The organism is Mesorhizobium sp. B2-3-14, from assembly GCF_006442175.1.
In the GTDB taxonomy this organism is placed as follows: domain Bacteria; phylum Pseudomonadota; class Alphaproteobacteria; order Rhizobiales; family Rhizobiaceae; genus Mesorhizobium; species Mesorhizobium australicum.
Map to the genome: position 1 here is coordinate 411,975 of NZ_VFVP01000003.1, position 23,910 is coordinate 435,884.

Here is a 23,910-nt window from a genome sequence, read left to right on the forward strand (position 1 = left end):
CGGAAACAAATGTTCTCACTTTGCTGTTGTCGTGCGCCGGTCCAAGGTGCGCCTCGACTGAGGCTTCGGGAGGAAAACCGAATGGCGATTTGGCAGTGGGGACTGCTTCTGCTGGTTATTGTGTGGGCGTTGCAGTCGCTCGGCGTCTGGCTGCAGATGCGGCACTATTCGGATGTCTTCCGGGGCGTCACCGACCAGTACAAGGACGGCTTCGTCGGAGCCGGCAATTTTCGCGGCCGATTTGCCAAGGGAACGATCGCGCTGGTCGTGGTTACGCCCGACTTGATCGTGCGCCGCATGATGGTGATGAGCGGCCGTTCCGTGTTCACCAAATTCAAGCGACATGAAGAATTCGAGGGCGTTCCCCTCGATCGACTCCGGTCCAACCCTGCGATCATGGGGGAGGGGGAACCCGGTGTGGCCGAGGCCGTGAAGCGGGCGATCGAACAGATCGACAAAGCACGGTCGGAGCCGGGGAAGAAGCCGGGTTTGGCCGGCTTGAATGTAGCAAGGGCATAGAGGAGGCCGTGCGCCGACTGGGATCAACCGGCGGGCCGGCATAAGGAGGAGAAATGTCTGTATTTTCGTTGTTGGCGCAGCATGCCGACATGGCCGTGCACAATTTGCATGTCGCGGGTGCCATGGTCTCGGATGCTGCATTGCATGGCAAGCTCGCCGTCGAGCATGCTTCCGATCATCTCGTGGTCCTGGCGCAGGCGCAGACCGACAGCGGGCCGGTCACCGCCGATCAGCTGAAGGAGCAGCTGAAAAACGTGCAGCAGGAAGAGCAGCTTGGCTGGCTGACTGCCATCGGCAAGTACTTCATCGGCATTTTCCAGAAGGGCGGCGAGGTTTTCGCCGGTTTTGTCACCGGCATCATCCCGACGCTTGTGGTGCTGATGACCGCCTTTTACGCCGTCACCGAACTGGTCGGCGAAGAGCGGGTTCACGGTCTGGCGCGTGGTGCTGGCCGCATCGCGCTGACCCGCTATACCGTGCTGCCGCTGCTGGCGGTGTTCTTCCTCACCAACCCGATGGCTTACACCTTCGGCTCGTTCCTGGAAGAAAAGCACAAGCCGGCCTTCTATGACGCGGCCGTGTCCTACGTGCATCCGCCGCTCGGCCTCTTTCCGCACATCAACCCTGGCGAATATTTCGTCTGGGGAGGCATGCTCGTGGCCTTGCTCGATCTCGAGAAGCGCGGCGTCATCGCCGCCGGCTACCATGTCAAGGTTGCCATCTGGTACGCCATCGTCGGCCTCGTCGTCATCCTGCTCAAGGGCATGCTGACCGAGCGCATCACCGCCATCATGGCACGCCGCCAGGGCGTCGAGCTGTAAGGGCGGGGAGGACATCATGGCCAAGACATACAAAGCCGTACGGATCACCCGGGGCAAAACAGGGTGGGGCGGTCCGCTTGTGATCGAGCCGACCGAACAGCGCAGCAAGGTTGTTTCCGTCACCGGTGGTGGCATTCATCCGGTGGCGCAGCTCATCGCCGATATGACCGGCGCTGAAGCCGTCGACGGCTTCAAGGCGCCGCCGATCGAAAGCGAAATGGCGGTTGTCGTCGTCGACTGCGGCGGCACCGCACGATGCGGCGTCTATCCGCGCAAGCGTATCCCGACCGTCAACCTGACGCCGGTCGGACAGTCCGGGCCGCTCGCCCAGTTCATCACCGAGGATATCTATGTTTCGGGCGTCAAGCCGGCCGACGTCACAATGGCGGACGGGTCCGAGGCGGTCACGACTGCAGGGGGAGCAGCATCGATGGGTTCGACCAACAACACAGCGACGCCGACGGCGCTGCCCAGCGAGGGTGGCCTGATCGGTTTCATCAGCACGATCGGCCGCGTCATGGGTCGTGTCGTCGGCATCTTCTTCAATGCCGGCCGCCGCACCATCGACCAGGTCATCCGCAACGTGCTGCCGTTCATGGCCTTCGTGACCATGCTCATCGGCCTGATCCTGTATACCGGCGTCGGTGACGTGCTGGCGCAGCCGATGGGTCCGCTGGCCAACAATATCGTCGGCCTGCTGATCATCTCGGCCATTTGCGGCCTGCCGTTCCTGTCGCCCATCCTGGGCCCAGGCGCTGTCATCGCGCAGGTTATCGGCGTCGCTATCATCGGCCCGCAGATTGCCAACGGTACGATCTCTCCGGCGATGGCGCTGCCGGCTCTGTTTGCCTACAACACCCAGGTGGGCTGCGACTTCGTTCCCGTCGGCCTCGCACTGGGTGAAGCCAAGCCGAAAACCATCGAAATCGGCGTGCCGGCGGTGCTCATCAGCCGCCAGATCATGGGTCCGGTCTCGGTGCTGATCGCCTGGGTCGTTTCCCTGATCGTGTTCTAAACACCAGAAATAACGAGGTTCGCCATATGTCGGTTCTTCTCAAGACACGGGTCACGGCAATAGGACCCGAAGTGGCGGACCTCGCCGAGGGCGGCGTGGTCATCCTGTTCGCGGATGGCTCGCCACCGGAGCTTGCCGAGGTCTCGGTGCTCCACAAGACGGAGATCGGACCCAGCGACGGCGCGCCTGAAAAGGGCGCGTCGATCACCCTTGGCCCGGTTTCGGCTGTCATAACCGCCGTCGGCTCCAGCGCCTGGAGCAAGGTGCTCGAGATGGGCCACGTCGTCATCTCGTTCAACGGCGCCACCGAGGCCGAAAGGCCAGGCGAGATCTGCGCATCGCAGGTCGATACGCAAGCCCTCGTGGCAGCGCTGAAGACAGACGCGATCATCACCATCGCCGCCTGAAAGCATTCGCGCCCAGCCAGTCTGGCTTTGGCGCCCAAAAAAGCAGAGTATTTGCCATGGAACGCTCGACCATCGTCAGAGTGCATGAAGGTTTGCACGCCCGTCCCGCCACGCGCTTCGTCAAGCTCGCCAAGGCTTTCGAATCCGACGTCGAACTGGTCAAGGACGGCAAGGCGGTCAGTGCCAAGAGCTCGGTCAAGCTGATGCTGCTGGCGGTCAAGGAAAACCAGGAAGTCACCGTGCGGGCGAACGGCGCTGACGCCATCGAGGCGATCGAGGCCCTGATCGGCTATCTCGAGAACCCAAAGGCGGGTCTCGACGACGAAGACACCCACGCTCCAGCCAATGACCAGGGCAAGGAAGCGGCGCCCGCGCCAGGGCCCCGGTCCGCGCCGGCTGCATCAGGCGAAGCAAGCAGTGGTTTGCGCGGTGTCGCCGCAAGCGAGGGCGTCGCGATCGGGCCGGCTTTTGCACATTTCCCGCCTGACATCGCCGGGCAGGGCCGGATGCTGCAGGCCGATGAGATCGCCGGCGAGATCGACAGGTTTCGCACCGCCGTCGCCGCCGTCCAGGCACGCATGGACCGGGCCTTGGCGCAGGATAGTCTGTCGGCCGGTGACCGGGGCATCGTGGCGGCGCTGAGGGATATCGCCGCCGACGACAGCCTGACCGGCGAGGCCGAGAAGGCAATCAAGGGCGGCAATGACGCGGTCTCGGCCACGATCACCGCCGCCTCCACCATCGCCGCCGACTTCAGCGCCGTCGACGATCATTATCTCAATGCGCGGGCGGACGATGTCCATGCGGTCGGACGGCAGATCTGCCTGGTGCTGCTTGGCCAGGACGACGTCAGCCTCGAGAACATCCCGCAAGGTGCGATCCTGATCGCCGATGATATCGGCGCCTGGGATCTGGCACGGGCGCCGCTGAAACGCATCGGCGGCGTGGTGTGCGGCCATGGCGGCGCCACCTCGCACATCGCCATCATCGCCCGCTCGCATGGCATTCCGGCGGTGCTCGGCCTTGGCGACCGGATCCACCTTTTGCGCACGGCGCAAGAGGTGGCGCTCGACGGCAACAGCGGCCAGGTGATCATCGACCCCAACGCGGCGACGCGCGCCGATTTCGCCGGTCGTGTCGAAGCGGCGGCGAAGGAGCGTGCCGGCCTGGCGGCTTTCAAGACGGTGACGCCGAAGCTGGCGGACGGCAGGGTCATCGAGGTCGCGGCCAATATTGGCTCGCTGGAAGAGATCGAGGCAGCGCAAGAGGCCGGCGCCATGGGTGTCGGCCTGTTCCGCACCGAGCTCCTGTTCATGCGCCATATGCACCTTCCGTCGGAGGACATGCAGGCCGAGACCTATGCGGCGCTGGCCAAGGCCTTCGCACCCTATCCGGTCATCGTGCGCACGCTCGACATCGGCGGCGACAAGCCGATCGCCGGCATCGAGTTCCCCGACGAGGAGAACCCCTTCCTCGGTTGGCGCGGCATCCGCATGTGCCTCGACCGGCCCGATATCTTCAAACGCCAGCTGAGGGCGCTGCTGAGGGCGGCCGTGCACGGCAACATCAAGGTGATGCTGCCGATGGTGTCCGATCTTGGCGAGGTGCGGCAGACGCGCGTTCTTGTCGACGAATGCGCCGCCGAACTCAAGGCCGAAGGCGTGCCGCATGCGACGTTCGATCTCGGCGTGATGATCGAAACCCCGGCCGCCGTGCTGATCGCCCCGGCACTGGCCAAGGAAGTGGCTTTCTTCTCGATCGGCACCAACGACCTGACCCAGTACATCATGGCGGCCGACCGGCTCAACCCGACCGTTGCGAAGCTCAACGACGTCACCAATCCGGCGGTCATGTCGGCGATTGAGCTGACGGCCAAGGCCGGCGTGGCCGCCGGCATCATGGTCGGCATGTGCGGCGAGGCGGCGGGCCGGCCGGATCTCATTCCGGCCTTCCTGGAGATGGGCCTGACCGAGCTGTCGATGAGCCCGGCCTCGATCCAGCGCGCCAAGAAGACGATCACGGCGATGGCAGCCGGGGAGTAGTTCCCGCAATCGCCGCTGGAACTTACGGCAGATGCGCAAGCAAGGTGGCGAACACAGGTGCCAATTCATCGACCGGGCTCGCCTTGGCGCAGGCCTGGGCAATGCGCTCATGACGTATGTCGGCTGCCAGAATCGCGATTTCCAGCATGTCGGGCTCCGGCGCGCCGTCACGACCGGTGGTCGCCAGGCCGCAGGCCAGGACGACCGGCGCCAGGCAGCTTATGTCGAGCGCCTGGCCGCCAGCAGCGCTCGCTTCCGGCGCGGCTTCGCCAAAGCGGACCGGACGCTGGTTGAGCAACTCGACCAGCAGTGCCGCGCACATGGCCGCGATGGCCTGCAGTCCGGCACTCGGCGCGGCCAGCGCAGCCAACAATTCGCCATGGCGCTTGCGCATGGCCGCGTGGACGGCGGCGAACCCGGCTTCATGGATACGGGCGTGGTCGATCTTCAGCCCGGCAAGCACCGCCTTGGTCAGATAGTACATGTCGCGCCGGAACAGGCGCTCGGCGCTCAATTGCTGGTCTTCGTCACCGGCCGGGAAATAGGTGGCGAGGCCTTTTACGGTCGTCCCGTCCACTCTTATCGGGCGCTCGTGCGGAACGAAGGATTCGGCGATCGACAGCGCTTCGTCGACGGCACTCGCGGCATGGCTGAGCAGGCCTTCGATGCCTTTGCCCGGAAATGGCGGCAGATGGCTGGTTGCTTCGCGCAGCAGGCTGGCCTCGCTGGCGCCGTCATGGCGGCTCTGGCGGATGATGTCGCGGACTTCCCGCAGCCGGTCCTTGAGGTTGACGCGGACATCTTCGGAGATTTGTCGGAGCATCGCGGTTAGCCTCGAATGTGCCGTGCGGCGCCACCTGCGACGGGCACCACCGACTCTACATTGTTCCTATCGATTGGTAGATCAATAGGCGATACTAGACCAGCATGCAGAATCGGCGACGGCGCACTCGTCCGCCGCGGGGGAGGGATGATTGGCCAGGGGACGACAAATCGTGGAAAGACAGCCCGAGGAAAGGCGGGCAGGAGCGGAAGCGGCCGAGCAGATCGTCAGCGAGAGCCGCACGGACCGCCTCAGGATCCGCGCCGCCTGGATGTATTTCGTCGAGCAGATGACGCAGAACGAGATCGCCGATGTGCTCGGCGTCGGCCGCGTCACCATCGTGCGCATGCTGGCGGAGGCGCGGTCGCGCAACGAGGTCAAGATCACCATCGAGAGCGAGCTTCTAGAGATCGTGCGGCTGGAGCGCGCGCTGGAAAAGACCTTCGGCCTCCAGCAGGCGCTGGTGGCGCCGCTGACGGCGGCCAGTGCCGATCCGATCCCGGCAATAGCCGCCAAGACAGGCATGTTCCTGTCCGACGCTATGAAATCCGGCATGCAGGTCGGTGTCGGCTGGGGCAATACGCTGTTCCACACCTTGCCGTTCATCAGCGCCAAATCGCTGACCGATTTCAAGGTGATTTCGCTGCTTGGCGGCGTCGGCGTCGCGCGCCGGGTCAACCCGGCCGAGTTCGCCTGGCGCTTCGCCCAGATCTTCCAGGGCGACGGCTATCTGATGCCGACGCCAGCCGTCGTCGACAGCGTCGAGACCAAGATCGCGCTGATCGAACGCTGCGGCCTGCAGGAGGTTTTTGAAATGGCCGACGCGCTCGACGCCGTTCTGCTGAGTGTCGGCGGGATCGCTTCGGCCACCACCTTCTCGCGCGGCGGCTTCCTCAGGGAAGCGGACCGGGAGGCGCTGCTGGCGCGCGGCGCCGTCGGGGACCTCCTGTTCCACTTCTACGACCGCAATGGTGATCTGGTCGACCATCCCGTCAACAACCATGTGATGTCGGTGGATGTCGACCGGCTGCGCAAGGCGCCAATCCGCATTCTGACCTCCGGCGGCGCGGAGAAGACCGACGCCCTGCTCGGCGCAATGAACCTGATTGCGCCCACAATCCTGATCACCGACGAGGAGAGTGCAAGGCGGATTCTGGCGGCGGTCAGCGAAAGCTGAAGGACCCCATCGTATAGTCCGGCCAGGCCTTATGCTCATCGAAGACAGCGGCGAGGTCAGGCGTGTCGGCCAATATCCCACCCATCACCAGTGCCGTCGCGATGCCGACGCCATTGCCGCCTGCAATATCGTGTTCGACGCTGTCGCCGACGCAGACCACGCTGCCGCGCTTTGGTTCGCCGGCGAGCGCGAGCGCCGCTTCGAAGATCGCCGGGCCGGGCTTGCCGATGCGGGTGACGCTGCCGCCCAGGCTCTCGTAAAGATCGGCGATCTCGCCGGCGCCGAAGCGGGGCCCGACCGCCGTCAGCATGATCTTGTCGGGATTGGTGCAGAAGCATGGCACTTTTCGCGCCGCCGCCGGGGCCAGCAAGCGGCGATAATGCTCGAGGTCGTAGCGGTCGCCCTCGCTGGCCGCGATCAGTACCAGGTTGGCGGTATCGCCGGTTCCGGTCAATACAAAAGGCAGGCCCTCGATCGCTGTGCGGTCATTATCGCGGCTGATCAACAGGCAGTTCGTGCCGGGGCGCAACGCTCCGGTCGCCGCCATTTCGTGGAAGGATCGCCACGCCACCTCGCCGGAGGAAACGAAATGATCCCAGCTTCCGGGCTCGAAGCCGAGCCTCAGCAAACGGTCTTCGTTGGGCTTGGCGCGCCTGCCGGAGTTGGAGACCAGCACCACGGTCTTTCCGGCGCGCTTCAGTGCCGCCAAGGCCACCACCGCACCGGGATAGGGGGCCGAGCCGTCATGCAGCACGCCGAACTGGTCGACCAGGAAGACCTGGTAGCGCTCCTCCAGCGGTCCGATGCCGTCGAGGCGTTCAGCCAGTTTCCCGCTCATAGCAGCCCCGCCTCGTTCGCACCCTTCAACGCCAGGCGCGCCGCTCCGGCAGCGGCCTCGTCCGACAAAGCCGGCAAGAACGCAACGCCGAGCTTACGCTGCCGGATCGCGCTCCACGCCGGATTTGCCGCGCCGCCGCCGACGCTGCGCACCGAAGTCAGCGCCGGCGCGCCGAGCTCGCCAAGCCGGCGATAGCCGAGCGCTTCGATCGCGGCCATGCCTTCGAACATCGCCTTGAGATAGTCGGCATCATCCGCCGGGCGCGGGACGAGGCGCGGGGGGAGCGCCGGATCGGCGATCGGGAAGCGTTCGCCCGATGTGGCGAGCGGATAATAGTCGAGGCCGGTCTCGGTCGCGGGGTCGATCATGGTGCTGAGCTCGATGATCCGCGCGAGCGGAAAATGCCGCGCCAGCACCTTGCCACCGGAATTCGATGCGCCGCCGGCCAGCCAGGTGTCGCCAAGACGATGGCTGTAGATGCCGAAGCGCGGCGCCGAGATCGGCCGGTCGGACAGGATCTTGATGGTCAGCGAGGAACCCAATGCGGTGACGCCGTCGCCGGCTGCCGTAGCGCCCGTCGCCAGGAATGAGGCGCAGCCGTCCGTGGTGCCGGCAACCACAACCACATCGCGCGGCAGGCCGAAAAGCGCGGCGGCGGCCGTGATAAGCGTGCCGCTGACCTCGCCCGGCTCGACGACATCAGGCAGTAAATTCATGCGCATGCCGGTGGCCGCGATCCAATCCGGCCAGCGGCGAGCCTCGACGTCATAGCCGGTCTTGAGCGCATTGTTCTCGTCGCTGACGTCGAAGCGTCCGGACAGGTTGCCGGCGATCCAGTCGGCCTGGTGGAGCACGGCCGCCATGCCGGGCAGACGCTGGAATCGGAGCGCCTTGGCGAGGCCTGAAGTCGGCCCGTGGGCGGCGCTCGTTTCCGGCGCCTCGCGGGCGACGATGGCCAGGATGTCTCCGTCATCGACCTTGTCGTTGTACATCAGCGGCTCGGCCAGGGGCCGCCCATCAGTGTCGACCGGCAGCAGCGTGCCCGATGTGCCGTCGACGGCGATGGCGCGGACCGTGGCACGGTCTATGCTTGAAAGCAGCCCGGCCAGCGCCGCCTGGACCGCTTGCCACCATGTGCGGGGATCGCGGGGGTTCGGGCCGAACCTGTCGAGAGGCACGGCGGATTGGGCGGCAATGGAAAAATCCTGGCGCATGGCGACCGCGCGGGCGCCGGAGGTGCCGATGTCGATGCCGACGACAAGTGGCGTCATGTCGTCCGTTCCTTGTCAGGCCGTGCCGGCGGCGTTGAGCTTCTGGCGATACTGCTCGGCGTCCCAGTTGACCAGTTCGTCATTCTCGGCGGCCGTGAGATAGTTCAGCCGCGCCTTGCCATCGACGCGCGCGGTCACGTCGGCCAGGCAACGCTGCATGGCGTCGGCACCGGCGCTGGCGTCGCCGCGCATCAGCACGCCGGCGCCGGGAAACAGGATCGCCGGTGGCGCCGCGCCGAGCCGCGCGACGACGCCGGCCACGTCCTCGCCCGGCCTCGCCAGGACCGAGCCCTGGCCAAGGAATATGACATGGTCCGGATAGAGGCTGCCGGCCTCGGCCATGTGCAGGCTTTCCGCATCGATCGCGACAGCATGCGCTTCGATATCCGCCGGTAACCGGTAGTCGCCGGCTAGCGTCGTCAGGGCGGCGATGTCGGGTGCGGCGGTCGCGCGCGCCGGCCGCGCCAGCAGCGACCGGACGCGGTGCAGCAAGGCCTGTGCGTCGAGGACGGTTTCCGCGGCGACCACCAGTCCGTGATTGCCAAGGATCAGTACGTCGACGCCGGGTCGCAATCTCTCGGCAATGCCACGGGCGAGCGGCAGGCCCGGCCGGAAATAGGGCACCCAGGCCCATTCGATGCCGCCCAGCCGCTTGGCGACCTCGGCCTCGCCATCGGCTTGCACGGCCAGCGAAATCGTGTCGACGCAGTGGACGTGCAGAACCACGCGTTGCGGCATCAAGGCATGCACCGTGGTCTCGATCGACGGACGCAGGCCACGCGGATTGAGGTCTTCGATGGCGAAAGCCTGTGGCTTGTCGGCGGCCGGGTCGCGCCGGTCGACGGCCTCCAGCAGCGGCGCCATCGCCACCGGCACCATGATGTCGTCGCTGAGCGCGTCCTTCAGCCAGGTGCCCGAAGCCTTGATCCACAGCGTGTCGCCGGCCTTCAGCGAGGTGTTTCCGCCCGCCGCCTGCGTCATATGCGGGTTCAGCCCGATGCTGGCCGAAAGCGCCCGCAAGGCAGCCAGTTCCTGTGCATCAGCTTGGGTTGCCATGGCCCTTTTCTCCAACGCTTGCACAAAATCCCGTCGTCGGGACCGGTGTTGGCGTTGGTATCGCAGATGTGAGTGATCTGCGTCAATAGTGATCTACTATCGTCAAAAGCAGCTTGCAATCCAACTAATGTTGAGTAAGTTGCACCAATTGCCATAGAAATGGCGTCAGGGAGGAAAGGTTGAGCGACCTCGGCCGCCAGCGTCAGATCGTCGAATTGCTGCGGGATCGCCCGTTTGCCTCCGTGCGCGAGTTGCAGGAGCGGCTCGGCGTTTCGGCGGCGACGGTCAGGCGCGATATCGACCGGATCGACGAGGCCGGTGAGGCCCGCAAGGTCTATGGCGGCATTTCGGCGCTCGATGGCGCCTCGCATGCGGGCGTCGCCTATGCCCGGCCCTATGACGAGAACCGCGACCTTGCCGTCGAGGCCAAACGGCAGATCGCGGCGGTCGCCGCGACCATGGTGCGCGATGGCGACGCGGTCATCGTCCATGGCGGCTCGACCTGCTTCCATCTCGGCGTCAAGCTCGCCGACCGCAACATCCGGCTCTACACCAATTCGATGCCGCTCGCGGCCTATCTCAGCGACCATGGCCATTGCAGCCTGACGGTTGCCGGCGGCGACCTGCACCGTGAACCCGGCATCATCCATTCGCCGACCCAGGCGACGTCCTTCTATGCCTCGAAATTCTTTCTCGGCACACAGGGGCTCAACCAGGAAGGGCTGCTGGAATCGCATCCGCTGCTGGTGCGGTCCATCGTCGAGCTCAGCCTGTGCGCCGACCAGATCGTGGTGCTGGCCGACAGCCGCAAGCTGTCGATCCACGCGCGCAACGTCGCGCTGCCGCTGTCGCGCATCGGCACGCTGGTGACCGATGACGGGCTCTCCGATGCCGATGCGCGCATGCTGGAGGACGCCGGCGTCATGGTGCGGATCGCTTCAACCTCGGGAGCCCTCGCGTGAACGTGGCGGTGCTCGACTTCGGCAAGACCAATTCGAAGCTGTTCGTCTTCGGCAAGGACGGACGCATTCTCGATGAGCGCCGGACGCAACCGAAATGGGCGCGCCAAGGCGGCTTCAGCGTGCTCGACGAGGCCGCCCTCCATGGCTGGGCGTTCGGTGCCGTCGCCGACGCGGTCGAAAACCATGGTGTCGAAGGGGTGATGGTGTCGGGCCATGGCTGTACCTTCGCTCTTGTCGACGACAAGGCGCTGACCCATCCGATCCTCGACTACGAACAGGAGCCACCGGCCGAAATTGCCGCACGGATCGACCGCCGCATCCCGGATTTCGGCGAGACATTCTCTCCCCGCCTGCCGCTCGGCTTCAACTATGGCCGTCACATGCTATGGCTGCAGGAAGTCGATCCCGACGCGTTCGCGGCGGCGAAATGGATCCTCGGCTATCCCCAATACTGGAGCTGGCGCCTTGGCGGCCGGCCGGTCTGCGAGGTCTCCTATCTCGGCTGCCATTCGCATTTGTGGGCCCCGCGCAAACGTGATTTCTCCTCGCTGGTCGACGCCGAGGGCTGGCGTGGCCAGATGCCGGCTTTCGAACGTGCCGGCGCCGTCATCGGCGAGCAGCGCTTCGGTGGTGCCGGGCGCGCCCCGGTCGCCATCCACAACGGCGTTCACGACTCCAATGCGGCGCTGCATGCCTATCGCCGCCAGGAGCTCGGCCCGCTGACTGTCGTGTCGACGGGCACCTGGGTCGTCGTGCTCAATCCCGACTGTCCGCTCGAAGCGCTCGACCGTGAGCGCGACATGCTGGTCAATGTCGATGTCGACGGTGGTCCAGTGCCGACCATCCGCTTCATGGGCGGGCGTGAATTCGCCGCCATCAGCGACGGCTGGCAAGGCCCGATCCCGCATCGCTCGATCCAACAGGCGATCGATGCCGGCCTCATGGCGCTGCCGAGCTTCGCGGCGGGCGGGCCGATGCCGGATCGCCCCGGCCGGTTGGCCGGGCGCACGCCCGATGCCGGTGAACGCGCTGCCGTGGCGCTGCTCTATGTGGCGCTGATGATCGATCTCTGCCTCGACCTCATCCATTCCAACAATACTGTCATCGTCGATGGCGGGCTGAACACTGGCGGCTTGCTCGCCGGGCTGCTGGCGCAGCTGCGTCCCGGCCAGGGTTTCCTGCAAGGTGCTTCGCTCGAAGGCAGCGCCACGGGTGCCGCCGCGCTCGCCTTCGAGAGCGTGGGGCGCGACTTCGCCGCCGAGCCGCCGGAGCCGGTGCAGGCGACGCGATTCGGCGGGCTTGCCGGCTATCGCGACGCCTGGCGCGATCTCATTGCCGGGCATGGTGCCGCCGCCAAGGCGGCGGGTGGTGCACGATGAGCGCGGCGGTGCGGACGCTAGCGGCGCGCCAGCCGGTGCTGGAGATGCGCCACATCTCGAAGACCTTCGGCGCGATCCGTGCCCTGCAGGACGTCTCGCTCAGCGTCCACGCCGGCGAACTGCATGCGCTGATGGGCGAGAACGGCGCCGGCAAGTCGACGTTGATGAAGGTGCTGTCCGGCGCCTATCGGCCGGATCCCGGCGGCGAGATCCTGATCGATGGTGCGCCCGCCGCGACGGGCGATCCGATCAAGGCGCGTGCTGCCGGCATCGCGGTGATCTATCAGGAACTGTCGTTGGCGCCCAATCTGACCGTGGCGCAGAACATCTTCCTCGGCAACGAACCGCGCCGTTTCGGCATCGTCGACCGCGACCAGTGCAACCGGCGCGCCGCAGAGATCGTCGATCGGCTGGGTGTCTCCTTCTCGGCGCGGGCGCTGGTCTCCGGCCTGTCGCTGGGCGAGCGCCAGCTGGTCGAGATCGCACGGGCGCTGTCGACCAATGCGCGCATCATCGTCATGGACGAGCCGACCACATCGCTCACCTCGCGCGAGACCGACCGTCTGTTCGAGGTGATCGCGACGCTGAAGGCGCAAGGCATCGCCATCATCTACATCAGCCACCGCATGGAGGAAGTCTACCAACTTGCCGACCGCGTCAGCGTGCTGCGCGACAGCGGCTATGTCGGTACGCTCGAGCGCGCCGACCTCAACGCCTCGCGCCTGGTGTCGATGATGGTCGGCCGCGATCTCTCCGCCTTCTACAAGAAGGATCATCGCCCTCCAGACGGAAAACGCGCCATCGCGCTCTCGGTGCGCGGCATGTCCGACGCGCACCTGCTGAAGAACTGTTCGTTCGATCTTCATCACGGCGAGGTGCTGGCATTGGCGGGCCTCGTCGGCTCGGGCCGCACGGAGCTTGCCCGGCTGATCTTCGGCGCCGACAAACGCAGCGCTGGCACGATGGAGCTCGACGGCAAGCCCATAACCATCGGCTCGCCGCGCGAGGCGCTCGATGCCGGCATCGCCTACCTCACCGAGGACCGCAAGGAACTCGGCCTGTTCCTCGATATGTCCATTTCGGACAACATCAGCATGGGCGTACTTGTCAGGGACGCGCGGGCCGGCGGCCTTCGCGATTTCACGGCCGCCGACAGGCGTGCGGCAAAGGCCATTGCCGACCTGTCGATCCGCACCAACTCGGCGCAGGCCAATGCCGGCTCGCTGTCGGGCGGCAACCAGCAGAAAGTGCTGCTCGCGCGCCTTCTGGAGACCGAGCCGAAGGTCGTCATCCTCGACGAGCCGACCCGCGGCGTCGATGTCGGGGCCAAATCGGAAATCTATCGGCTGATCGACAATCTCGCCAACCGGGGCATCGCCATCCTGATGATATCAAGCGAATTGCCCGAGGTGATCGGCGTCGCCGACCGCGTGCTGGTGATGCGCGACGGCGCCATATCAGGCGAGGTGACGGCATCCGAAGGCGAGCCGCTTCGTCAGGAAGCGATCATGGAACTTGCGACGGGAGCGTCTCAGCGATGACAGACAGGACGACCGCGACGAAGAGTGTGGATCAGGCGGCGGTCAGGAGCCGGCGGCTGCGCACCACGCTTGCCGCCCTTGGCATGCTGCCCGTGCTGGTGCTGCTGGCGGCCGGCTTCCAGTTCATCAACCCGCGCTTCCTCACCGGCACCAACCTGCTCATCGTCACGCAGCAATCGTCGATCAACATCGTGCTTGCCGCCGGCATGACATTCGTCATCCTGACCGGCGGCATCGACCTGTCGGTCGGCTCTATCCTCGCAGCGGCCGCGATGGTGGCGGTGCTGGTGTCGCTGGTGCCGGACTGGGGCCTGCTCGGCGTGCCGGCGGCCATTCTGGCGGGGCTCGGCTTCGGGCTCATCAACGGGCTGCTCATCGCCTATATCAGGCTGCCGCCGTTCATCGTCACGCTGGGTTCGCTGACAGCCGTGCGCGGCATTGCCCGCCTGCTCGGGCAGGACACGACGGTGTTCAACTCCGACCTGCCGTTCGACTTCATCGGCAACGGCTCGGTGCTCGGCATTCCCTGGCTCGTCGTCATCGCCCTGTCGGTGGTGGTGCTGTCCTGGCTGGTGCTGAAGCGCACGGTGCTCGGCACCTGGATTTATGCCGTCGGCGGCAATGCCGAGGCAGCTCGACTGACCGGCATCAAGGTGCCGCTGGTGCTGCTCTTCGTCTATGGCGTTTCCGGCCTGCTTGCCGGCCTTGGCGGCGCCATGTCGGCGGCAAGGCTCTACGCCGCCAACGGCCTGCAGCTCGGGCAAAGCTACGAACTCGACGCCATCGCCGCCGTCATTCTCGGCGGCACCAGTTTCGTCGGCGGCGTCGGCTCGATCTGGGGCACGCTGATCGGCGGCCTGATTATCGCGGTGCTCTCCAACGGCCTCATCTTGGCCGGTGTCTCTGACATCTGGCAGTACATCATCAAGGGATTGGTCATCATCGTGGCGGTCGCCCTCGACCGCTACCGGCTCCAGGCAGGGGCAAGAACGTGAGTGACCTAGTCGCCGGCATCAACGACCGGCTTGTGTAACGCACCGTGAGAGGCGCGGGGCATCAGGAGGAAGTAAGCGTAATGAAGACCATCGCCAAACTGCTCTGCGGCGCCGCCCTTGCGGCCGTCGCCATCGCGCCGGCATCGGCCAAGGACCTCAACAAGGTCGGCATCTCGGTCGGCCTGCTCGGCAACCCCTTCTTCGTCGCCACCATCAAGGGCATCGAGGACGCGGCCAGGAAGATCAATCCGAAGGTCGAGGTGACGTCGGTATCGGCCGACTACGACCTCAACAAGCAGGTCTCGCAGGTCGATTCCTTCATCGCCGCCGGCGTCGACGTGATCATGCTGAACGCGGTCGATGCCAAGGCGATCGCTCCGGCGGTGAAGAAGGCGCAGGCCGCCGGCATCATCGTCGCGGCCTTTGACGTTTCGGCGCCCGGTGCCGACGTCACGGTGATGACCAACAACGTCAAGGCCGGCGAGGAAGCCTGCCAATACCTGGTCGACCACACCGGCGGCAAGGGCGACTACGTCATCCTCAACGGGCCGGCGTCGTCGTCGATCCTGGAACGGGTGAAAGGCTGCAAGAACGTGCTTGCCCAGCATCCCGACATCAAGATCCTGTCCGACGACCAGAACGCCGAAGGCTCCCGCGATGGCGGCTTGAAAGTGTTCCAGTCGCTGCTCACCCGTTTCGACAAGATCGACGCGGTGTTCGCCATCAACGATCCGACGGCGATCGGCGCGGAGCTCGCCGCCAAGCAGCTCAACCGTTCGGAGTTCATCTTCACCGCGGTCGACGGCGCGCCGGATATCGAGAAGGAACTTTCTTCCGGCAAATCGATGATCAAGGCCTCGGCCTCGCAGGATCCCTATGTGATGGCCGGCCAGTCGCTCACCATGGCGGCCGACCTGCTCGCCGGCAAGAAGCCGGCCGAGGCCACCGTACTGCTCGACCCGAAGCTGATCACGGCCGAGAACCTGAAGGACTACAAGGGCTGGACCGCGGCCCGCTAAGCCTCCCAAGGCCGGTGCGGCCGGAGCGATCCGGCCGCACCATTCTCCTCGTCGCTTAACTCTTTGTTTTACGCAATTCCGGACGGAGAATTGCTTTAACCGGAGACGATCATGTCGCTCATCGGAATCCATTCCTTCGTCTGGTCGGCAAGCTCGGCGCAGGGCGAACTCGAACGCACGCTGGCCAATACCAGGGAGGCCGGTTTCGACCTGATCGAATTCTCTTATCTCGACCCCGCCAATGTCGATATTGACGGGCTTGCCAAACGCATCGCCGATCTTGGTCTCGGCGTCGCGATCAGCATCGGATTGCCTGGTGACGGCGATATTTCGAGCGCAGACAAGGCGATCGCCGCGCGCGGCGTCGAGATCCTCAGCGACACCGTCGCGCTGACGCGCGACCTTGGCGGCAGCAAGGTCGCCGGCATTCTTTCGACCAGCCATGGCTTGCAGATCGAGGCACCGACACGCGATCAATGGAACCGCAGCGCGGCAACGCTGGCAAAGATCGCCGAGACGGCGAAGGCAGCCGGCGTCACGCTCAACCTCGAAATCGTCAACCGCTTCGAAAGCAACCTGCTCAACACCGCCGCGCAAGGGTTGGCCTTCATCGAGGACACCGGGTCGGACAACATCTTCCTGCATCTCGACACGTTCCACATGAACATCGAGGAAGCCGATGTCGGGCTCGCCATCCGCCACGCCGCGGCCAAGATCGGCTATGTCCATATCGGCGAAAGCCATCGCGGCTTCCTCGGCACCGGCAACATCGATTTCGCGGGGATTTTCGATGCGCTGACCGCAATCGGCTATGCCGACGATCTCAGCTTCGAATCCTTCTCCTCGGAGATTGTCGACGAGAACCTGTCGAAGAAGACGGCGATCTGGCGCAATCTGTGGACTGACAACATGGCGCTCGCCAAGCACGCGCGCGCCTTCATCGGCCTTGGGCTGGAAACCGCGCAACGCAAGGCAGAGCTGGTCTCGGCACGGCACAAGCCATAACCACTCCAGCTCCGCGCCGGTCAGCCCGAATGCGCGGCCGTGCCTGTTTCGCATGGCACGGCATTGCTCCCGTCATGTGCATCGGCTATCCGACCCGCAGCACACATGAAGCAAACGGAGCCCGGCATGACGAACAAGACCATCCTGAAATTCGGCGCGGTCGAGCACGCGGAAGCTGGCGATCTGCCTGGCTGGATCGCGGTCGAGGGCCAACCGACCATGCAGACCGCCGTCCAGCACACGACTTCGGATGGCAAGGTGATATCGGGAACCTGGCGTGCGTCGCCAGGCACCTATCATGCGACCTACACCGATTATGAGTTCGTGCACATGATCGCCGGCCGCATCATCATCACGCCCGACGGCGGCACACCGGTCGAGGTCGGCCCCGGCGACGCCTTCGTGGTGGAAGCCGATTTCAAGGGCACCTGGAAGATCATCGAGCCGGTGACCAAGCATTTTGTCGTGCGGGTCGGCTGAGCCGGCCCGATCACAGCCGAAGCAAGCCCGCCATGATTCGCCATGGCGGGTAAGTACGGATTGCTTTGCGCCTATTGCGGCAAGCTATGCGCCCACGACTTCACTCAACCAGCTCCGCCACCTGACCGGTTTGTTCCCGCGCGCCTTTCCGCTTCGGAGCTCTGCCGCTTTGGGTTGTGGAACATTCAGCTGCAGCCGGCGTTTTACGTCACACTGTCTTTCAGAGATGCACCGCAGTCGCGCGCGACTGCCTTTGGAGGCATTACCATGGCCCGCAACCCGCAAAGCACGGCAAGCATTGGCGGCCACCCGATCCATCCCATGCTGATCCCTTTCCCGATCGCTTTCTTCGTCGCCACCTTCGTTTGCGACCTGATCTTCTGGCGAACAGGCAATCCGGGATGGGTGAGCGCCAGTCTCTGGCTGCTTGGGGCGGGCCTGATAATGGCCGCCTTGGCAGCTCTTGCCGGGCTGACCGATGTCCTTGGCGATGTTCAAATCCGCAATTTGCGTGACGCGTGGCTCCACGCCGGCGGCAATGTGCTCGTCGTCCTGATCGAACTCTACAACTGGTACTCTCGCTATGCCCATGGCGAGACGGCGGTGGTACCCACCGGCCTGGTCCTCTCGCTGATCGTGGTTCTCATTCTTCTGTTCACGGGCTGGAAGGGCTGGGAAATGGTCTACCGTCATCGCGTGGGCGTCGCCGATGGTCCAGGCGAAGTGAGCCGACACTGAGCGCGGACGAACAGGGCCCTCTGGGCTATGCGCCATGCCCAGCCTGCCGAGCCGTCCCAGGAAGGGGCTATCGGCGACGGGTCGCCATTGCCGGACCGTGCCCGAGACCTATATCCCTAGCGAATTTGTGATCGGCCAACCCCGGAATTGTCCGCCGCACCAGCTGTCTTCCCGGTACGGTCGCGCCTCCGCGGCCAGAGGATACCCGCATGACAAGGTTCAATTCCACCAGGCTGTTGGCCACAACGACTTTGGTGCTGCTCCATCAGGGGCTGGCAATGGCGCAGATGCCGGCGCAGCAGCCGGATGCCAAGTCATTCAAACTTGGCACACTCGACATCGTCGCCCTGCACGACGCCCAGTTCGTCAAGCCCAACGACGGCAAGACCTTCGGCCTCGATCACAGCCCCGCGGAAGTCGGCGAGCTGCTCAAGGCGGCGGGAGCGCCGACCGATACCATCACGCTGAGCGTCGACGCCCTACTGGTCAAATCGAAGACCAGTGTCGTGTTGATCGACACGGGTGTCGGCGGCGCGCTGCAGGACAGCCTGGCCAAGGCCGGCATCAAACCCGCTGACGTCAGCGAGATATTGATCACCCATTCTCATCCCGACCACATTGGAGGGCTGGTCAAGGACGACAAACTGGCTTTTCCCAACGCCACGATAAGGATGTCTGACGTGGAGTGGGATTTTGCCAAGTCCAACAAGGATGCGGCCGATATCATCGAGGTCATTGCCGACCATGTGAAACCGTTCAAGGCCGGCGCCGAGGTCGCGCCTGGCATCACCTCGGTGGCGCTCAAGGGACACACACCCGGCCATGTCGGCTATCAGATAAAGTCCGGAAAAGAACGGCTGTTCGATATTGGCGACACGGTGCACAGCTCAATCATCTCGCTCGCCAAGCCGGACTGGGCCGTGGCCTTCGACGGCGACAAACCGGAAGGTGAGCAGAACAGGGCCAGGACCTTGGCCACGCTGGCCAAGGACCACGAGATGATCTTCGCACCGCACTTTCCGTTCCCCGGTATTGGGCAGATCGAGAAAGACGGCGACCACTTCAAATGGACGCCGAGCGACAAGCCCAAGTAGGATTGATTCCAGCCATAGAACTACCAGCTGCTTGAGGCTGAGTGCGAATGCGGTTGGCCTCAGACCGATGCTGCAAGCTCATTCGCGAAGTTGCGATAGGAGTGCAGCGGGCGGCCCAGGATCCCTGTCAAACGCTCGACGTCGCCGGCCCCAGGAAGCATGCCGTCGGCGACATAGCGCTCGGCCATCAGGCGCATTTCATAGGCCATCCACTTGGGCATGATGTTCGCCAGATTCTGCTCGAACCCGGTAGGATCATCGCCGCCATAGGCAATCGGGCGGCCCAGGACATCCGACCAAATCGCCGCTACATCCGAGCCAGTCAGCGTATCGGGGCCGACCAGATTGATGATTTCGATCGGCAGCTTGTCCGGGGCCTGGTCACGACGGACCAGCTCGACGGCTGCGACCTCGGCAATGTCGCGGGCGTCGACCATGGCGATGCCCTTGGCTCCGATCGGCATCGGATAGACGCCATGGTTGAAGATGACATCCTTGATCATGAGTTCATTGTCGATGAAGTAGGCCGGGCGCAGGATAGTGGCGCTGAAGCCCATCTGTTCGATCATCCGCTCCGCGCCGGACTTCACGGCGAAATGCGGCACGTTGACGAAACGATCGCTGTGGATCACCGACAGGTAGACAACCCGCTCGACGCCCGACTCGCGGGCAATGTTCAGGGTGATGAGCGCCTGGGTGAATTCGTCCCCCGACACCGCGTTGAGCAGGAACAGTGTGTTGACGCCGGCAAACGCTTTGCGCAGCGAGTCGATATCGAGCAGTTCGCCTTGCACGACCTCTACAATGGCCGGAAAGTCAGCCTTCGAGATGTCGCGAACGAGGACGCGCACATCGGCGCCGCGCTTGACGAGCTGCTGGACGACTTGGCGGCCGACACGGCCAGTGGCGCCGGTAACGAGGATAGTCATGATTGTTTCTCCGAGTTGGGTTGCTTGACGACCCCAACATGAGTGGTTCACACATGGGCCAATAGGTGTGATATTTGAACGCAGCGTATCACTGGTGGAACACATGGATCTGGTTGCTCTCGCTGATTTCGTCATCGTGGCGCGCCACGGCGGCTTCGGGCGTGCCGCCCGCGCTGCCGCTCGCCCTAAGGCGACGCTGTCGCGTCGGGTCGCGGAGCTTGAGGCCAGCCTTGGTCTGCGCCTGTTCGAACGCGGCGCACGCATGCTCAAGCTGACGGAGGAAGGACGCGCGCTGTACGAACGTGCGGGCCGGCTGCTTACCGAACTCGACGAGACAGCCGCAGCGATCTCCTCGGGAGGTGAAAGGCCGCGAGGCAGGTTGCGGATCAGCGCGCCACTGGTTTTTTCGCAGACCGCGATGGGAAAGATCGCCGCCGGGTTCGCGCTGAAGTATCCGGAAGTCAGGCTCGATGTGTCGACGGAAGACCGCTCCGTCGACATGATCGAGGAGGGATTTGATCTGGTGATCAGGGTCAATCCCGATCCGGATGACAGCCTCGTCGGACGAGTCTTCCTGCGCGATCGGCTGGTGGTCGTGGCAAGCCCTGACCTCGCGCGGCCGCCCGGGCACCACCCCGCTCCCGCGGTCGTGCGCACGGCCGGCGATCGACCGATCTGGGCCGTGAAGACGCCCACTGGCCGGGCAACTATCGCGATCCAGCCAGTCCTGACCCTGTCATCGCTGATCATGGTCCGGGGTGCGGTGCGAGCGGGGGTCGGTGCGGGCCGCCTCCCCGTGTCGCTTGTCAGCCACGACATAGCCGACGGCTCGCTGATACATTGGGGTGATGTCGAGGGAGGCGACATCACCTTGTGGGCGCTCTACCCGTCCAGGCGGCTGCTAAGCGCTCGGGTGTCCGCGTTCCTCGACTACCTCAAGCAGGCATTCCCGATGGGGACGCCCGATGAATTGGCCGCCTATGTCGGCAAGTGACGTGTAGAAAGCGGGTCGCCAACCGGGCAGCTTACTGCACGTAGCCATCGTAAAATTGAAAGCATGGTGATCCCGACAGGAATCGAACCTGTGACCTACAGATTAGGAATCTGCCGCTCTATCCTACTGAGCTACGGGACCACGCGGCCCGACACATAGCCGCTTCGGATCGTTTCGCCAAGAGGGCCGGCCGAACGCAATTCGGCCGGCGCTTTATAAGACCGGCCTCAGGCGGCTAGCGCCGTCTCCGCCAGTTTCACCCAATAGCTCATGCCGTGCGGGATGGCTTCGTCGTTGAAGTCGTAGGCCGGATTGTGGAGACCGGCGGTCTCGCCATTGCCGATGAAGATGAAGGCTCCAGGCCGGGCTTCCAGCATGTAGGAGAAATCCTCGCCGCCCATCACCGGCTGGATCTCGCGGTGCACCTGGGCATCGCCCGCCACGTCGGCGGCCACATCGCTGGCGAAGACCGTCTCATCCGCATGATTGAACGTCACCGGGTAGTTCGCGTCGTAGTCGACCTCGATCGTCGCGCCATAGGCGGTGGCAAGTCCCGCGCAGATGGCGCGGATCCGCTCTTCCGATTTCCTGGCCACTTCCTTCTTCAGCGTGCGCACGGTGCCGGCGATCTCGGCCGATTCCGGGATGATGTTGTAGGCGTCGCCGGCGTGGAACTTGGTCACCGACACCACCACGGCCTCGACCGGATCGGTGCTGCGCGAGGCGATCGTCTGCAAGGCGCCGACCAACTGGCTGGTGATGACGATCGGATCGATGGTGCCGTGCGGCATCGCCGCATGGCCGCCCCGGCCTTTCACGGTGATGGTGAATTCGGCCGTCGCCGCCATGATCGGGCCCGGACGGATGGCGAACTGGCCGACCGGCAGGCCGGGCATGTTGTGCATGCCGAACACTTTAGCGATGTCGAAACGCTCCATCATGCCGTCCTTGACCATCTCGTTGCCGCCGCCGCCGCCTTCTTCCGCCGGCTGGAAAATCACCGCCACGGAGCCCGTGAAATTGCGCGTCTCGGCGAGATATTTCGCCGCGCCGAGCAGCATCGCGGTGTGGCCGTCATGGCCGCAGGCATGCATCTTGCCCGGAACGGTCGACGCGTAGGGCTTGCCGGTGATCTCCTTGAGCGGCAGTGCATCCATGTCGGCGCGCAACCCGATTGTGCGACCTTCCCCCTGACGGCCGCGAATGATGCCGACGACGCCCGTCTTGCCGAGGCCGGTCACCACATCGTCGCAGCCGAACTCTTTCAGCTTTTCGGTGACGAAGGCCGCCGTCTTGAAGACATCGAAGTTCAGTTCTGGCGTCTGGTGCAAATGCCGTCGCCAGCCGGCGACTTCGTCCTGCATTTCGGCGGCGCGGTTGAGGATTGGCATGATGGTTCCATTTCGTTGTTGGTGCAGCCGGCTTCAGCCTGGTGGTTTGCAATTGGGCCCGGGGTGCCTTGCAATTGTGATTGTCAGGCGCTTTGCCATGTTGGCGTCACATAGGGTAAATAGCACCGCAATAATGCGGTCCGGTTTTTGAGGGTCGGATCCTTATGCTGGCGGTCACGTAATGAAATCTTACGGAGCCAGGGGCAATCAGGGCAAGAGGCGATTTCGGATTCGATCATGCGGTACAGGCATTTCCTCAAACTATTCCCGGCTGGCGCAATCATGCTGTCCGTCCTGGCTGGGCCAGCGCTGGCCAATCCGGTGGTGGTCTTCGACCTGAAGAGCGGCCAGATCCTGCAGCACCAGGATGCGTTCAAGCGCTGGTATCCGGCCTCGCTCAGCAAGCTGATGACCGCCTATGTGACCTTCCGGGCGATCGCGGCCGGAGAAGTCCAGCTCGATTCGCCGATCAAAGTGACCAAACATTCCGCCGGCGAACCGCCAAGCAAGATGGGTTTCAAGCCCGGCTCGGTGATGCGGCTCGACAATGCGCTGAAGATGATGCTGGTCAAGTCGGCCAACGACATCGCCATGGCGGTCGGCGAGAATGTCGGCGGCTCGCAGGCCGCCTTCGCTGAAAGGATGAATGCCGAGGCGGCTAGGCTCGGCATGAACGGCACCCATTTCGTCAACCCGAACGGCCTTTACTCGCCCGACCAGTACACGACGGCACGCGACCTTTCGATCCTGGTGATGGCGATCCGCCGCGAGTTCCCGCAATATGCGCCGTGGTTCTCGATCGAGGGGCTCGCGGTCGGCAAGAAGGCCATTCCGAACTACAATCTCCTGATCGGCCGGTATCCCGGCGCCGACGGCATGAAGACCGGCTTTGTCTGCCCGTCGGGCTTCAACATGATCGGGTCGGCGACCCGCAACGGACGTACGCTGGTGGCGGTCGTGCTTGGCGAGAAGTCGGCGGTCAGCCGCGCCGAAGCCGCGGCCAAATTGCTCGATCAGGGCTTTGACGCACCTGCCGCCGGGTCCACCACCGTCACCACGCTCGCTCCCTACGGTGATCTGATCTCGCCCAACGACATGCATGACGAAGTCTGCAAGAAGAAGAGGAAGGCGGAGCAGTCCGAGGCGCCGCCGCCGGCCGCCGCCAAGGACCAGCCTAAATCGCCCTATCGGGAGAAGCTCGACCATGTGCCGACACTGGTTGCCGTCGGCCTTGGCGGCGCCACGGGTCCGGCGCCGAAGGCGATCCTTGACGAGGGCGCGCAGGAATATGCCGACGTGCCAATCCCGACCTGGCGGCCCGACAAGCCGGTACCCGCCGGCACGGGCCCGAAAGTCGTGGGTGCCGCCGCCCAAGGCGACCAGCCGGCCAAGGTCGCGAATTAGAGCACGATCC

Annotated in this window: 23 protein-coding genes and 1 tRNA gene; 17 read left to right on the plus strand and 7 right to left on the minus strand. The window is 64.6% G+C overall.

Translation table 11 applies throughout. The features are described 5' to 3' along the window. Nucleotides 1-81: 81 nt before the first annotated feature. The 5 genes from FJ950_RS10860 to ptsP are packed head-to-tail and all read left to right on the plus strand — an operon-like array spanning nt 82 to nt 4,804. Nucleotides 82-519: a transcriptional regulator GutM gene (locus tag FJ950_RS10860; RefSeq protein WP_015315467.1), complete on the plus strand. Its 438-nt coding sequence runs from the start codon at nt 82-84 to the stop codon at nt 517-519. A gap of 53 nt (nt 520-572) precedes the next feature. Then, nucleotides 573-1,340: a PTS glucitol/sorbitol transporter subunit IIC gene (locus FJ950_RS10865; protein ID WP_140616781.1), complete on the plus strand. Its 768-nt coding sequence runs from the start codon at nt 573-575 to the stop codon at nt 1,338-1,340. A 16-nt stretch (nt 1,341-1,356) separates the two neighbouring features. Beyond that, on the plus strand, nt 1,357-2,355 hold the full coding sequence (locus FJ950_RS10870; protein WP_015315469.1) for a PTS glucitol/sorbitol transporter subunit IIB: 999 nt from the start codon (nt 1,357-1,359) through the stop codon (nt 2,353-2,355). Between the two features lie 26 nt (nt 2,356-2,381). Beyond that, a complete protein-coding gene (locus tag FJ950_RS10875) occupies nt 2,382-2,762 on the plus strand; it encodes a PTS glucitol/sorbitol transporter subunit IIA (RefSeq protein ID WP_140616782.1) in 381 nt (126 codons plus the stop codon). 56 nt (nt 2,763-2,818) lie between these two features. Continuing rightward, complete coding sequence (ptsP, locus tag FJ950_RS10880; protein WP_140616783.1) at nt 2,819-4,804, plus strand: phosphoenolpyruvate--protein phosphotransferase; 1,986 nt, start codon at nt 2,819-2,821, stop codon at nt 4,802-4,804. A 22-nt stretch (nt 4,805-4,826) separates the two neighbouring features. On the opposite strand, the gene FJ950_RS10885 is transcribed toward ptsP, so the two are convergent. Then, nucleotides 4,827-5,627 (minus strand): hypothetical protein, encoded by an 801-nt coding sequence (locus FJ950_RS10885; protein WP_140616784.1) that lies wholly within the window; start codon nt 5,625-5,627, stop codon nt 4,827-4,829. A 172-nt stretch (nt 5,628-5,799) separates the two neighbouring features. Between FJ950_RS10885 and FJ950_RS10890 the strand changes: the two genes are divergently transcribed. Next, nucleotides 5,800-6,804, plus strand: coding sequence for a sugar-binding transcriptional regulator (locus tag FJ950_RS10890; protein ID WP_246681305.1), 1,005 nt, complete (start codon nt 5,800-5,802; stop codon nt 6,802-6,804). On the opposite strand, the gene FJ950_RS10895 is transcribed toward FJ950_RS10890, so the two are convergent. From FJ950_RS10895 to FJ950_RS10905, 3 genes are read right to left on the minus strand one after another with little or no spacing between them, the layout of a single operon-like run. After that, a complete protein-coding gene (locus FJ950_RS10895) occupies nt 6,791-7,642 on the minus strand; it encodes a TIGR01459 family HAD-type hydrolase (protein WP_015315474.1) in 852 nt (283 codons plus the stop codon). The genes FJ950_RS10890 and FJ950_RS10895 overlap by 14 nt on opposite strands. Then, nucleotides 7,639-8,913 (minus strand): FGGY-family carbohydrate kinase, encoded by a 1,275-nt coding sequence (locus FJ950_RS10900; RefSeq protein ID WP_140616785.1) that lies wholly within the window; start codon nt 8,911-8,913, stop codon nt 7,639-7,641. The genes FJ950_RS10895 and FJ950_RS10900 overlap by 4 nt, the downstream gene beginning before the upstream one ends. 15 nt (nt 8,914-8,928) lie before the next feature. Further along, nucleotides 8,929-9,969, minus strand: a complete 1,041-nt coding sequence (locus FJ950_RS10905) for a class II aldolase/adducin family protein (protein ID WP_140616786.1) — start codon at nt 9,967-9,969, stop codon at nt 8,929-8,931. Between the two features lie 179 nt (nt 9,970-10,148). On the opposite strand from FJ950_RS10905, the gene FJ950_RS10910 reads away from it, so the two are divergent. The 9 genes from FJ950_RS10910 to FJ950_RS10950 all read left to right on the plus strand — a co-directional run bounded on the left by FJ950_RS10910 (nt 10,149) and on the right by FJ950_RS10950 (nt 19,182). After that, complete coding sequence (locus tag FJ950_RS10910; RefSeq protein WP_015315477.1) at nt 10,149-10,931, plus strand: DeoR/GlpR family DNA-binding transcription regulator; 783 nt, start codon at nt 10,149-10,151, stop codon at nt 10,929-10,931. Then, nucleotides 10,928-12,310 carry an FGGY-family carbohydrate kinase gene (locus tag FJ950_RS10915; protein ID WP_140616787.1) on the plus strand — a complete coding sequence of 461 codons (1,383 nt, stop codon included), beginning with the start codon at nt 10,928-10,930 and terminating at the stop codon, nt 12,308-12,310. Before FJ950_RS10910 ends, FJ950_RS10915 begins: the two co-directional genes overlap by 4 nt. Continuing rightward, the gene (locus tag FJ950_RS10920) at nt 12,307-13,851 is read left to right on the plus strand and encodes a sugar ABC transporter ATP-binding protein (RefSeq protein WP_140616788.1); all 1,545 of its coding nucleotides are present in this window, start codon (nt 12,307-12,309) and stop codon (nt 13,849-13,851) included. Before FJ950_RS10915 ends, FJ950_RS10920 begins: the two co-directional genes overlap by 4 nt. After that, on the plus strand, nt 13,848-14,846 hold the full coding sequence (locus tag FJ950_RS10925; RefSeq protein WP_015315480.1) for a ribose ABC transporter permease: 999 nt from the start codon (nt 13,848-13,850) through the stop codon (nt 14,844-14,846). The genes FJ950_RS10920 and FJ950_RS10925 overlap by 4 nt, the downstream gene beginning before the upstream one ends. An 80-nt stretch (nt 14,847-14,926) precedes the next feature. Further along, the gene (locus FJ950_RS10930) at nt 14,927-15,865 is read left to right on the plus strand and encodes an ABC transporter substrate-binding protein (RefSeq protein WP_015315481.1); all 939 of its coding nucleotides are present in this window, start codon (nt 14,927-14,929) and stop codon (nt 15,863-15,865) included. A 111-nt stretch (nt 15,866-15,976) separates the two neighbouring features. Further along, nucleotides 15,977-16,870 carry a sugar phosphate isomerase/epimerase gene (locus tag FJ950_RS10935; protein ID WP_140616789.1) on the plus strand — a complete coding sequence of 298 codons (894 nt, stop codon included), beginning with the start codon at nt 15,977-15,979 and terminating at the stop codon, nt 16,868-16,870. A gap of 126 nt (nt 16,871-16,996) precedes the next feature. Further along, nucleotides 16,997-17,350, plus strand: coding sequence for a cupin domain-containing protein (locus FJ950_RS10940; protein WP_015315483.1), 354 nt, complete (start codon nt 16,997-16,999; stop codon nt 17,348-17,350). Nucleotides 17,351-17,617: 267 nt separating this feature from the next. Continuing rightward, nucleotides 17,618-18,088, plus strand: coding sequence for a DUF2231 domain-containing protein (locus tag FJ950_RS10945; RefSeq protein WP_015315484.1), 471 nt, complete (start codon nt 17,618-17,620; stop codon nt 18,086-18,088). Between the two features lie 209 nt (nt 18,089-18,297). Then, nucleotides 18,298-19,182, plus strand: a complete 885-nt coding sequence (locus FJ950_RS10950; protein WP_140616790.1) for an MBL fold metallo-hydrolase — start codon at nt 18,298-18,300, stop codon at nt 19,180-19,182. Nucleotides 19,183-19,241: 59 nt separating this feature from the next. Here FJ950_RS10950 and FJ950_RS10955 read toward each other — a convergent pair whose 3' ends face one another. Continuing rightward, complete coding sequence (locus FJ950_RS10955; RefSeq protein WP_140616900.1) at nt 19,242-20,111, minus strand: NmrA/HSCARG family protein; 870 nt, start codon at nt 20,109-20,111, stop codon at nt 19,242-19,244. A 103-nt stretch (nt 20,112-20,214) separates the two neighbouring features. Here FJ950_RS10955 and FJ950_RS10960 point away from each other — a divergent pair, with 103 nt between their 5' ends. After that, nucleotides 20,215-21,105: a LysR family transcriptional regulator gene (locus FJ950_RS10960; protein ID WP_140616791.1), complete on the plus strand. Its 891-nt coding sequence runs from the start codon at nt 20,215-20,217 to the stop codon at nt 21,103-21,105. A 64-nt stretch (nt 21,106-21,169) separates the two neighbouring features. Here the strand turns inward: FJ950_RS10960 and FJ950_RS10965 are convergent. Together FJ950_RS10965 and FJ950_RS10970 are read right to left on the minus strand one after the other, a co-directional pair. Continuing rightward, nucleotides 21,170-21,246 (minus strand) — tRNA-Arg (locus FJ950_RS10965). Nucleotides 21,247-21,332: 86 nt separating this feature from the next. Continuing rightward, a complete protein-coding gene (locus FJ950_RS10970; RefSeq protein WP_140616792.1) occupies nt 21,333-22,496 on the minus strand; it encodes a M20 aminoacylase family protein in 1,164 nt (387 codons plus the stop codon). 237 nt (nt 22,497-22,733) lie between these two features. Between FJ950_RS10970 and FJ950_RS10975 the strand changes: the two genes are divergently transcribed. After that, the gene (locus FJ950_RS10975) at nt 22,734-23,900 is read left to right on the plus strand and encodes a D-alanyl-D-alanine carboxypeptidase family protein (RefSeq protein WP_140616793.1); all 1,167 of its coding nucleotides are present in this window, start codon (nt 22,734-22,736) and stop codon (nt 23,898-23,900) included. Nucleotides 23,901-23,910: the final 10 nt, after the last annotated feature.